Below are 12,036 nucleotides of genomic sequence, written 5' to 3'. Positions count from 1 at the left end.
CGTTCCTCAACCAATCCCCATGCTTTCAGCCAGTGCTTCCAGCGCCTGTTCAAAGCACGCCAGCGGTGCCCGCACAGTGCCTGCGCCAATCTGCCCGATCCCCGCCTCTTTATGGGCGATACCGGTATTGATGAGTGGCGTAATGCCGGTTTCTACCACGCGACGAATATCCAGCCCCAGGCACGCGCCCTGAAAATCCCAGCCGGGGATCTGCAACTGCATATTGCGTTCAAGGAAGATTTCCGCCATCTCTTCAGATACCGCTCTGGCCGCTTCCATGCCACCCGCACCGACAAAGCGCGTTACGCCAGGCGCTGCGATCATCGCCGCTCCGCCAATACCAAAGGTTTCGGTAATTGCGCTATCGCCCATATCCGGGTTCGCCTGCTCCTGCGAGAAACCGGTGAAAAACAGACCTTGGGGAGTGTTTACAGGCGCAGTAAACCAGCGTTCGCCCAGCCCGCTGACCCGAATCCCGAACATATTGCCGTTGCGGGTCATAGCCGTGACGATGCTGCCTGAGCGGATCATCGCGCCAGCATCCATCGCCGCCTTGCAGTAGGCCATCGCGAGGTTGAGGAAGAACTGATCGGTCACGCTGAGGAAATCCATCACTTCCGCAATGTGCTGTTTATCATGATCGAGGCGAGCAATTTGTGGGGCCAGCGTACGCATTAACAGTGCTGAGGAAGCAATATTGCGTTGATGGAACTCATCGCCCATGGTAATGCCCTGCGCCATCATCGCGGTGAGATCGATACCGCGCTCCATGCGCCCCAGCGCCGCGCTTAATACTGGCATTAACACATCGCGCATCCAGCGATGGCGAGTCAGGACATCTTCGCCGTAAGCGCCAAAACGCATCACTTTGCCGATACCTTCGTTGAGGTTGCAGTACGCCCGGTTGCCGTCGGTCACGTTCTCGACCACCAGCATCGGCATACTGGCAGAAGTAATGCCGCCCATTGGCCCGACGGCATTCACATGGTGACAAGGAATGAAGTTCACTTCCCCCTGATCCAGCATTGCCAGCGCCTGCGCTTCATCTTTCGCCCAGCCTTCAAACAGACATGCGCCCACACATGCCCCTTTCATGGGTCCGGTCATCTCCTGCCAGCACATTGGCGGCCCGGCGTGAAGCAGTGTTTTGCCCTCGTTTAGTTCGCTGATAAGTGAAGAAGCCGGTTGCACATCCAGCCAGTGTGGACGAGCACGACGAATTTGTTCGATAACCGCAGCATTGGCTTGCGCCACTGATGTAAACATGGGAACCCCTTATTGCAAACGTTCTAATAAACGAGCCAGTTTTTTATTGCCGCCGGCGACTGGCGACCATTGGTAATGCACAACCGGTTTGCTGGCGCTTTGTAGCGCCAGCGCAAAGCTGCGTAATCCGATGTTAATCACGGCGACGTTTTCCAGTAATGACGGTGTGTGTTGCTGTGTGGCAGGCGAGAGCGGATGAATTAACGCTGCCGCCAGCAAGGTGGCTTCCGGCAGCGAACTCACGACCGCGATCCCCGCATCTTCCAGCGTGGCGATTTGTTGCGAGCGGCATTGCGGGTCACGTTCGGTGCCTGTCACCGTGGCAATGGCATACAGTGGTTGATTGTCTGGACGCGCGGCACAGGCTTTTTGCCAGGCGCTCACCAGCGAGGCGGCAGGATCGGCAGTCGCACCGAAGCCAATCACGACATCAAGCAGCAACACGCGCACTTGCGGTTTAGCGCCGAGATCGGCAATTAACAGGTTGCGTAAGGTCGGGTCGATCATCGGATGGGGACGCCCGACGGTGTAAAAATCATCGCCCAGGTCGAGGATCTGATGTCCGTCGGCGTCGAGCATCATGCCATGTTGATGGGTATCGTCGGCTTCCACGCCAAGGTGTCCGGCAAGTAATCCCGCCGCTTCAGCAGCCAGCGTACCGCCGGTATACAAACCGCAAATAAATCCGCTGCTGACAGGTGCTATTGCGTTACGTCGCGCCGTGACGCGTGAAAGCAGGCAAGCCAGGCGTGCGGCCTCATCAAGCGAGGAGGCAAACCAGACATTCTCGTCGCGGGCCACCGCCGGGGTATAACCTAAAAACAGCGCCACCGTCGGTTTGCCGGTTGCTTTCATGGCATTAACAATTTTCAGACGCACAGCTTCGGCAGGTGGTTTTGAAACAAATGCCAGCACTTCGCTTTTCGCGTCGGCGCTTAACATTTCCAGCGCCGTTAGCGCACTGATGCCGCCCACTTCACGGCTGAGGTCGCGCCCGCCAAGACCAATCGCGTGGGTAATTCCCTCACCTGCCAGCGCAATCTGCGAACACAGCTCCTGAATCCCGGTACCGGAAGCGCCAATGACGCCAATATTGCCTTCCGGCATCACGTTAGCAAAAGCCAGCGGCGTGGCGGCAATCATCGACGTACCGCAGTCCGGCCCCATCACCAGCAAGCCTTTATCGCGTGCGCGGGTTTTGAGCTGGATTTCATCTTCCAGCGTGACGTTATCGGAGAACATCATCACGTTGAGGTTGCGATCCAGCGCCTGATTAGCCAGCTCCGCCGCATACTCGCCAGCCACTGAAATCAGCGCCAGACTGGCATCGGGTAATTTCTGACAGGCACTGTCCCAGCGACGCACCTGCGTCAACGCCTGGCTGCTGCCTGAACCCTGCGCCAGTTGTTTTAGCGCCTCTTCAAGCTGTTGCATAATCGCCTGCGCGATCCCCGCATCCGCCGCTTCGCTACGAATTGCCACGCAAATATCGTTCGGCGTGGCGTTATTAAAATCGTCATGCCAGAAACCTGTGGTATCTAATAACGCTTTATTGGCGGGCGTACCCATCATTACGGAAACATCATCAACATTTTCTGATTCGCTGAGTTTTCGTGAAATAATCATTAAACTGACAGAATCCTGAAAACACCCTTTTTTAATAAAGGCGTGGATCATAACAACTCCTTAAAAATTGCACCCATGGCAATTGCACGAGCAGTGTTAATGTGGCGATTACGGTATCGATGAGAACGGGAAAATAAGGTGATGAATATCACACAGGGATTATTAACAAAAGAATTCAAATAACCGCCATGCTATTACGTGTTATTTTTTAATAAGCGTGGTTGTTTTAAAAACCAGGTTAAAAGCGAGCGGATTATCAAATAAATTCTAACTATATTTTTTTGCCTGTCTGGATCACATAATCCAGATATTTTCCCTGTATGTTAATTGCAGTCATGCTTCACACCGTCGTTAAAAAGGAAGACAGATGAAAATCAGTCGGGAAACACTCCGCCAGCTAATCGAGAATAAACTCTGCCAGGCTGGGTTAAAACGTGAGCACGCTGCAACCGTGGCTGAAGTATTGGTTTACGCCGATGCCAGAGGGATCCACTCTCATGGCGCGGTGCGCGTGGAATACTACGCGGAACGCATTTCAAAAGGCGGCACCAACCGTGAACCGGAATTTCGTCTTGAAGAAACCGGGCCGTGTTCGGCAATTTTACATGCCGACAATGCTGCCGGACAGGTCGCGGCGAAAATGGGTATGGAACATGCCATCAAAACCGCCCAGCAAAATGGCGTTGCGGTGGTCGGTATCAGCCGGATGGGTCACAGCGGCGCAATCTCTTATTTTGTGCAGCAGGCAGCCCGCGCAGGATTAATTGGCATTTCGATGTGCCAGTCCGATCCAATGGTGGTGCCGTTTGGCGGCGCGGAAATTTACTACGGTACTAACCCACTGGCCTTTGCCGCGCCGGGAGAAGGCGACGAGATCCTTACCTTTGATATGGCGACTACCGTACAGGCATGGGGAAAAGTGCTCGACGCCCGCTCGCGTAATATGTCTATCCCGGATACCTGGGCGGTCGATAAAAACGGAGCACCAACAACCGATCCATTTGCAGTTAACGCCCTGCTCCCTGCCGCCGGACCGAAAGGGTATGGCCTGATGATGATGATTGACGTCCTCTCAGGCGTCTTACTCGGCTTACCGTTCGGGCGACAGGTTAGTTCGATGTATGACGATTTACACGCCGGGCGTAATTTGGGGCAATTACATATCGTTATTAACCCGAACTTTTTCTCCTCCAGCGAACTATTCCGTCAACATCTTAGCCAGACCATGCGCGAATTAAATGCCATAACCCCCGCGCCCGGTTTTAACCAGGTTTATTATCCCGGACAGGATCAGGATATTAAACAACGCAAAGCCGCCGTCGAAGGCATCGAAATTGTTGATGATATTTACCAGTATTTAATTTCTGACGCGCTTTATAACACGTCATACGAAACGAAAAATCCCTTTGCGCAATAATTATTGAGACAGGACTTTCTTATGATTACACATTTCCGTCAAGCCATAGAAGAAACGCTGCCCTGGCTTTCCTCTTTTGGCGCTGACCCAACGGGTGGGATGACCCGTTTACTTTATTCGCCGGAATGGCTGGAAACTCAGCAGCAATTTAAAAAAAGAATGGCAGCAAGCGGGCTGGAAACACGTTTCGATGAAGTGGGGAATTTATATGGTCGCCTGAGTGGCACCGAATATCCACAAGAAGTGGTTCTGAGCGGTTCGCATATCGATACCGTGGTTAACGGCGGTAACCTCGACGGGCAATTCGGCGCGCTGGCGGCGTGGCTGGCAATTGACTGGCTGAAAACGCAATACGGCGCGCCGTTACGTACGGTCGAAGTGGTGGCGATGGCAGAAGAAGAAGGCAGCCGCTTCCCGTATGTCTTCTGGGGCAGTAAAAATATCTTTGGGCTGGCGAATCCTGACGACGTGCGGAATATCTGTGATGCCAAAGGAAATAGTTTTGTCGATGCGATGAAGGCTTGCGGATTTACTCTGCCGAACGCCCCACTAACTCCGCGTCAGGATATTAAAGCCTTTGTCGAACTGCATATCGAACAGGGCTGTGTGCTGGAAAGTAATGGTCAATCAATTGGCGTGGTGAATGCAATTGTCGGGCAGCGTCGCTATACGGTGACGCTGAACGGCGAATCAAACCATGCAGGCACCACGCCGATGGGTTATCGTCGTGATACGGTTTACGCTTTCAGTCGCATTTGCCATCAGTCTGTCGAAAAAGCGAAAAAGATGGGCGACCCGCTGGTGCTGACCTTTGGTAAGGTGGAGCCGCGCCCGAATACGGTGAATGTGGTGCCGGGTAAAACCACGTTCACCATTGATTGTCGCCATACCGATGCTGCCGTGCTGCGCGATTTCACCCAACAGTTAGAAAACGACATGCGGGCGATTTGCGATGAAATGGACATTGGTATTGATATCGATTTATGGATGGACGAAGAACCCGTGCCGATGAACAAGGAACTGGTCGCCACCCTGACAGAATTGTGTGAAAGTGAAAAACTGAATTACCGGGTGATGCACAGTGGTGCCGGGCACGACGCGCAAATTTTCGCGCCTCGCGTACCAACCTGCATGATTTTTATCCCCAGCATCAACGGGATCAGCCATAACCCGGCGGAACGCACCAATATTACCGACCTTGCCGAAGGGGTCAAAACGTTGGCACTCATGCTTTATCAACTTGCCTGGCAGAAATAAGGAGTCATAAATGGGATATTTAAATAACGTCACCGGTTACCGCGATGATTTACTGGCTAACCGTGCGATTGTTAAACACGGTAATTTCGCACTTTTAACCCCGGATGGTCTGGTAAAAAATATTATTCCGGGCTTTGAAAATTGTGACGCGACAATCCTCTCCACGCCAAAGCTGGGTGCCTCTTTTGTTGATTATCTGGTCACACTGCATCAAAACGGTGGCAACCAACAGGGCTTCGGTGGCGAAGGCATTGAAACGTTCCTGTATGTGATCTCTGGAAATATCACTGCCAAAGCTGAAGGCAAAACATTTGCCTTAAGCGAAGGTGGCTATCTTTATTGCCCACCAGGCTCCTTAATGACGTTTGTTAACGCCCAGGCCGAAGACAGCCAAATCTTTTTATATAAGCGCCGCTATGTTCCGGTAGAAGGCCATGCACCGTGGCTGGTTTCTGGCAATGCCAGCGAACTCGAACGCATTCATTATGAAGGCATGGACGATGTTATTCTGCTAGATTTTCTGCCCAAAGAGTTAGGTTTTGATATGAACATGCATATCCTCTCTTTTGCGCCAGGTGCCAGCCACGGTTATATCGAAACTCACGTCCAGGAACACGGTGCCTATATTCTTTCCGGTCAGGGGGTTTATAACCTCGACAATAACTGGATCCCGGTGAAAAAAGGCGATTACATCTTCATGGGCGCTTATTCCTTACAGGCCGGTTATGGCGTAGGGCGTGGTGAAGCGTTTAGTTATATTTACTCGAAAGATTGCAACCGCGACGTAGAGATTTAAGTCATACCACTCGCCTGATTATTTTTAGCTATGTTGGATTTTGCCACGGTTTATACCGTGGCTTTTTTTGCGGTAAATTCAGGTAAAAAACGGATGCGGGATAAAATGCATCCGCTCTAATGGCAAGAGTCAGTTTTTAATTCCCTGACCTATTTTAATGGCGCAGGCAATATTTCGTGCGCTGTTGAAGAGATTGGTTTCACCGCTGGCGAGCACTTCGGCTAAAGGTGCCAGACGTGGCAAAATGCTGAACACCGCGTCAATGCCGTACTGGTGCACCACTTCCACGCCATCACCCAATACGCCAGCAATCCCAATCACCGGGACATTAAACTGCTTCGCCACCGACGCCACGCCCAGCGGTGCTTTACCGCCTGCCGTTTGCGAGTCGATGCGCCCTTCCCCGGTGATCACCAGCGCTGCGCCCTGCACCGCCTGCTCCAGGTTGACCGCCCGCAGTACAATCTCAATACCCGGTTTAATATCCGCATTGAGGAATACCGCCGCCGCAATGCCCATCCCGCCCGCCGCGCCGCCGCCCGCCATCTGGCAGACGTTGATTTCAGTTTGCTGTTGTAAAACACGGGCGTAATTTTGCAGTCCCTGCTCCAGCTCTTCGACCATTTCCGGCGTTGCCCCTTTTTGCGGACCAAACACCGCCGCCGCACCGCGTGGCCCCACCAGCGGGTTATCAACATCACATGCTACTTCAATATGGCAGTTCGCCAGACGCGGATCGCATTCATCCATCTCAATACTTGCCACGCGTGCTAAATTGCCGCCGTTAGCCGCCAGCACCTGACCGTCGGCATCAAGGAAACGCACACCAAGCGCCTGCGCCATGCCCATACCACCGTCGACCGTCGCACTGCCGCCTATGCCGAGAATAATATGGCGAATGCCGTTATCCAGCGCATGACGAATTAACTCCCCCGTACCAAAACTGGAGGCCAGCAACGGATTACGCTTTTCAGGCGCGACCAGCATCAGACCACTTGCTGCCGCCATCTCAATCACCGCTGTTTTCCCGTCGCCGGTAAGGCCATAAAAAGCATTCACTTTTTCGCCCATCGGCCCGCAGACTTCAAGCGTCACGATGTTGCCGCCCGTCGCGGCGACCATCGCATCCACCGTCCCTTCGCCGCCATCCGCTATCGGCAAACAGATATAGTTCGCATCGGGAAAGAGGGTCGAAAACCCGGCTTTAATTGCCTGACAACATTTTTCTGCACTTAAGCTCTCTTTAAACGAGTCTGGCGCAATGACAATCTTCATTATCAATCCTTTTTCAACAAATTATTCGATGCGTTCCCACGGAATAAGATTATCCATAAGAACAGCCAGTAAAATCCCGACCAGTAAGCCGTTACTGAGCAGAGGACGAAGCGTTAATGGAAGGTCTTGCAGATACACAGGCGGTAATGCCATTAAAAATATGCCGACAAATAACGGCAATGCGAGTCGATAAATATTGCGAGCGGTAAACGTGATTTGCTGGCTAAACACCAGCGCGGAAAAGAGTAAAGGCAGATAAGAAACCAGCATAACCGCGCTACTCACGGGTAAAGGGATACTGCAAAACAGTCGAGTGAGTGCCGGAACCAGTGCAACCAGCAGGCAAATAACGCTGCCATAAATAAACGAACGCCGCGTGTAATCGCCAGTCTGGGTTAATAAACCAATGGATGAAACAAACGGTGAAAATGGAATTACCGCCAGCGGTACGGTTATCAGCGTCATAAATCCGGTCGCCACAAAGCTACGACGATAACGCGTATTCCCCGCGCCCTGCTGCGGATAAAAAACATCCGTGCCCCGAATCGCACCGTAGGTATTGCTGATATTAACCAGACCTGTAATCACCGCCGTCAGAATAATCCCCGGCGACAAAGCACCTCCACTGCCGAGCGGGAACCACTGCCAGTGCAACTCACCGGAGAGCGAATGCGAAGAAGGAAAGCAAAAGTACCACAACAACCAGCCGGTTATCGTGCCGACCAGCAGGCCGTAACGGGCAAAACGTTGCGGCAGGAAAATAATCATCGCCAGTACCAGGCACATCACCGCCACCGAGAGCGCGAACGGCGGTAACTGAATTTTAAAATTCGGGTCGGCTATGCCAAACGGCAGCCCGAGCATACCTTTGAAAAAGATAGTGGTCAGCTGTGCGCCCAGCATCAACATAAACAGGACCATCACCGACGGCGTAAATAATCGCGCCAGGCGATGACCTAATCCGCTAAAACCAATCAACATCGTCAGCACGCCGGAGAGCGCAATCCCCACCGCCAGACTGGTAGCGATATCGTTGATCGGTGTCCCGCGCGATGCTTCGCCAAGGGTGATAGTAAGGATGGTTCCCCACCACAGGCCACCCGGCCCTTCCATAATAGCGCGACGATGACCGCAGAACGCCTGAGCGAAGCAGGCCAGTGCGGTAGCAAGAAAAGCATATTGCGTGAGCGTAAGCAGGCTGCTTTGCGGCAACTGAAAAGCAGAAAGTAGCGTAGGAGGAACCACAACAGTGTTGCAAAAAATAAAGAAAAACCACTGAAATCCTGATAACAGGCTTTCGCGGCTGACTGCAAAATTGAACATAAACACACCTTAACCGGAGAATGCCCGCCGCAAGGACGGGCATTGCAGGGGCCAGATTACTGCTGATGTTTAAGGATAAATTGACCTTTCGGCGCAACAGGGAAGCCCTGTTCAATGTCGTAAATCACATCACCACGTAAGATGGTTTTCGTGATACGCGCGCCAATGGTACGGCCAACATACGGGCTGACTTTGTGGCGATATTCCAGATCGTCATTGGTAAGAACATAGCTGCTATTCGGCTGAATGAAGACGAAGTCGGCATCTTTTCCTGGGGCGATACGGCCTTTTTGCTGCAGACCGAAAATATCTGCTGCGTTAGTCGCCATTAATTTGCCGAACATTGGCAGAGACATTCCGCGTTTCTGTACCGCTTCATCGAACATCACGTCCATACAGTTTTGCAGACCGGCAATACCGCCCCATGCTTCCATGATGTTGCCGGCTTTCATTTCCGGAGGGCATGGTGAGTGGTCGGAAACCAGGCAGTCGATTTCACCGTTAAATAGTTTTTCCCACATGCCTTTCTGGTTTTCCAGATCGCGGATCGGCGGTGAACACTTCGCCAGAGTACCGATTTCTTCGAACTGTTCGGTATCCAGTACAAAGTAATGCGGGCAGGATTCACAGGTAACATCCTGACCTTCCTGACGTGCACGAGTCACTTCCTCAACGCCTTCCGGGCTGCTGATATGGCAAATGTGCAGACGGCAACCGGCAACTTTCGCCAGGTACAGTACGCGGCGAATCGCTTCCACTTCGGTAAATACCGGACGCGAAGCCACATAGTCATGGGCAGTTACGCGACCTTCACTTTTCGCTTCTTCGCCCAGTGCATCACAGATCAGTGCGTTTTCGCAGTGCACCAGCACCGGCTGCCCCAGTTCGCCCAGCTTCTGCGCACCTTTGAAGAACTGCCAGTCATTGACGTCACGGAAGTCGTTGTCGATACCGCGATCGCCACAGGTCGCAACGAAGCATTTGAAGCCGACAACGCCCACTTCATCCAGCTCATGCAGACGGTCGATGTTGTAAGACACCAGGCCACCGAGTTGTGCCGCATCGATAGTCAGCTTGCCTTTAGCGGCATCGAACTTCAGTTCAATTGAAGCGCGGTCAACCGTTGCAGGCAGCTGGTTGAGCGGCATTTCGATCATGGTGGTGATACCACCTTTTGCCGCTGCGCGAGTACCAGTTTCATAACCTTCCCAGTGGCTACGACCCGGTTCAGAAATATGGGTGTGCGCATCAACCATGCCTGGCGAAACCACCAGACCAGACGCATCCATAACTTCTTTTGCATCGCCCAGATCCTGACCGATAGCAGCAATTTTTCCGCCTTTAACGGCGATATCTACAACGCGAGCTTCGTTTTCTAAAATAACGGTGCCGTTTTTAATGATTAAATCAAAAGACATAACAAACTCCTTGTAAAATACAGATTGGTTTTTAACTCAATGTTCAATATCGGGATTAATTAACCTATGGTTTTTTGCTCTCCTGTTTTTTCTGCTGTTGTACGTTTCTTTAATAAGGCGTAGGCCGCAAAGGCGACGATGACGCCGACAAACCATGAAACACGAGATAACGGTTCCATAAAGGGAATAAACTTACCGCCAAGAGATAAAATAACGGCCACCAGAGTTACTGAAAACGCAGTGAGGTTAAAACCGTTATCGTAATATTTATAATCGCCAGGTGCGGTGTACAGTTCATCAAGATTAATTTGCCCACGCATCACCACAAAATAATGCGCCATCATGACACCAATTACCGGACCCAGCATTCCGCCGATAATATCGAGGAACAGATAAATACTGTCCTGATTTTCCATTAATTTCCACGGGCAGATCAGCAGGCTGATAATACTGGCAATCAGTACGCCGTTTTTATAGGTCAGTTTCGTCGGTGCAATAGCGGCAATCTGATAACCAGCAGGAATAATATTACCGGTGGCGTTAGTGGAGATAGTCGTCATCAGAATAACCAGTACCGCAAAGAACGAGGCAAACAGGCTATCCCAACGCTGAACAATATCCAGCACGTTCCAGGTGTCAGCGCCGTAGTGAATACTGGCTCCGGCAATAATACATACCCCGGCGACCGCAAACAGAATATAGGCCACAACTAAACCGAGCGTTTGCCCCAGCGCCTGCTCACGAAACGAGTGGGCGTTTTGCGTAAAGTCGGATGCGCTCACCGCCGGTGCCGCCCAGACCGCAACTACCGCGTTAATCACCACCAGGAACAGGAAGCCACTGTTTTCTGCTTTCTGAATACCGCTCGGAATGTAGTCAAAGATTGGACCGAGCCCGACCAGCGAAATCGCCCAAATCGCCATACCGCCGAAAACGATATAGATGCACGGGTTAAGAATGGCAGTGAATTTATTTAAAACTTTGCCACCACCGAAACCGATTCCGACGTTCACCAGCCAGAAGAGTAAGAAAGTGATTAAGCCCGGTAGAGAAAGCCCTAACAGGGTAAAATCACCACCGAGAGTTAAAAATCCCGGCCAGATTTTGCCAATCAGAATCAAGCAGGCCAGCGATCCAGCGTAACATTGCAGGCCAAACCACATAATGGCAGCAATCCCGCCTCTTAATAATCCGGGAAACAGTGCACCACGTACGCCGTAAGAAGCACGCAGGATCATGGCAAAAGGCACACCGTATTTACTGCCCGCAGCACCGTTTAATACCATTACCGCGGCAATGAAAAAGGCGCTGAGGATAATTGCCAGCATAATACTAAAGGTAGACAAGCCGAGAATAAAAAAGCCGCCGACCATCACATAATTGGGAACGTTATGAACCGAACCCATCCATAAGGTAAAATAGTTAAATGTTTTCCAGGTCCGCTGGCTTTGCGTTTTCGGCAATAGATCTTCGCTATAGCCGCGTTGCTGGAATAGTTTTCTCTGATGTTCCATAAATCCCTCTTAATTTCACGTATCGAATAACGCTGTTTTAATCTAGCTATGAGGAACAAATAAAATAAAAATATTATTTTTAATACTGAAGCAACATCTTTGGCTGCTTTCTTTTTTTAATATTGCTGGCCGATTCATTTTCTG

At 51.5% G+C, this 12,036-nt stretch carries 9 protein-coding genes; 3 read left to right on the top strand and 6 right to left on the bottom strand.

Features of this window, described 5'->3' with window-relative positions; translation table 11 throughout:
• Window positions 1–6: 6 nt before the first annotated feature.
• Both G434_RS03400 and G434_RS03405 read right to left on the bottom strand, forming a co-directional pair.
• Window positions 7–1,266 carry a YlbE family protein gene (locus G434_RS03400; RefSeq protein WP_000495356.1) on the bottom strand — a complete coding sequence of 420 codons (1,260 nt, stop codon included), beginning with the start codon at window positions 1,264–1,266 and terminating at the stop codon, window positions 7–9.
• A 9-nt stretch (window positions 1,267–1,275) separates the two neighbouring features.
• Window positions 1,276–2,943, bottom strand: coding sequence for an acyl-CoA synthetase FdrA (locus G434_RS03405; RefSeq protein WP_000580842.1), 1,668 nt, complete (start codon window positions 2,941–2,943; stop codon window positions 1,276–1,278).
• A gap of 316 nt (window positions 2,944–3,259) precedes the next feature.
• On the opposite strand from G434_RS03405, the gene allD reads away from it, so the two are divergent.
• Genes allD through allE form a run of 3 tightly spaced genes read left to right on the top strand, consistent with a single transcriptional unit; the run spans window position 3,260 to window position 6,362 of the window.
• Window positions 3,260–4,309, top strand: coding sequence for an ureidoglycolate dehydrogenase (gene allD, locus G434_RS03410; protein ID WP_000703947.1), 1,050 nt, complete (start codon window positions 3,260–3,262; stop codon window positions 4,307–4,309).
• Window positions 4,310–4,330: 21 nt separating this feature from the next.
• Complete coding sequence (allC, locus tag G434_RS03415; RefSeq protein ID WP_001314542.1) at window positions 4,331–5,566, top strand: allantoate deiminase; 1,236 nt, start codon at window positions 4,331–4,333, stop codon at window positions 5,564–5,566.
• A 10-nt stretch (window positions 5,567–5,576) separates the two neighbouring features.
• Entirely contained in the window at window positions 5,577–6,362 is a 786-nt protein-coding gene (allE, locus tag G434_RS03420) for a (S)-ureidoglycine aminohydrolase (protein ID WP_000540946.1), read from the top strand.
• A 129-nt stretch (window positions 6,363–6,491) separates the two neighbouring features.
• On the opposite strand, the gene glxK is transcribed toward allE, so the two are convergent.
• The 4 genes from glxK to G434_RS03440 are packed head-to-tail and all read right to left on the bottom strand — an operon-like array spanning window position 6,492 to window position 11,892.
• Window positions 6,492–7,637, bottom strand: coding sequence for a glycerate 3-kinase (gene glxK, locus G434_RS03425; protein WP_001309311.1), 1,146 nt, complete (start codon window positions 7,635–7,637; stop codon window positions 6,492–6,494).
• A gap of 21 nt (window positions 7,638–7,658) precedes the next feature.
• Window positions 7,659–8,960: a uracil/xanthine transporter gene (locus tag G434_RS03430; protein ID WP_001302767.1), complete on the bottom strand. Its 1,302-nt coding sequence runs from the start codon at window positions 8,958–8,960 to the stop codon at window positions 7,659–7,661.
• 56 nt (window positions 8,961–9,016) lie between these two features.
• Entirely contained in the window at window positions 9,017–10,378 is a 1,362-nt protein-coding gene (allB, locus tag G434_RS03435) for an allantoinase AllB (protein WP_000006892.1), read from the bottom strand.
• A 59-nt stretch (window positions 10,379–10,437) separates the two neighbouring features.
• The gene (locus G434_RS03440) at window positions 10,438–11,892 is read right to left on the bottom strand and encodes an allantoin transporter (protein WP_000401139.1); all 1,455 of its coding nucleotides are present in this window, start codon (window positions 11,890–11,892) and stop codon (window positions 10,438–10,440) included.
• Window positions 11,893–12,036 lie beyond the last annotated feature (144 nt).

This window comes from Escherichia sp. KTE172, from assembly GCF_000408845.1.
GTDB lineage: Bacteria > Pseudomonadota > Gammaproteobacteria > Enterobacterales > Enterobacteriaceae > Escherichia > Escherichia coli.
The sequence above is the reverse complement of the archived record's forward strand: the minus strand, read 5'-3'. Positions and strand labels throughout refer to the sequence as shown.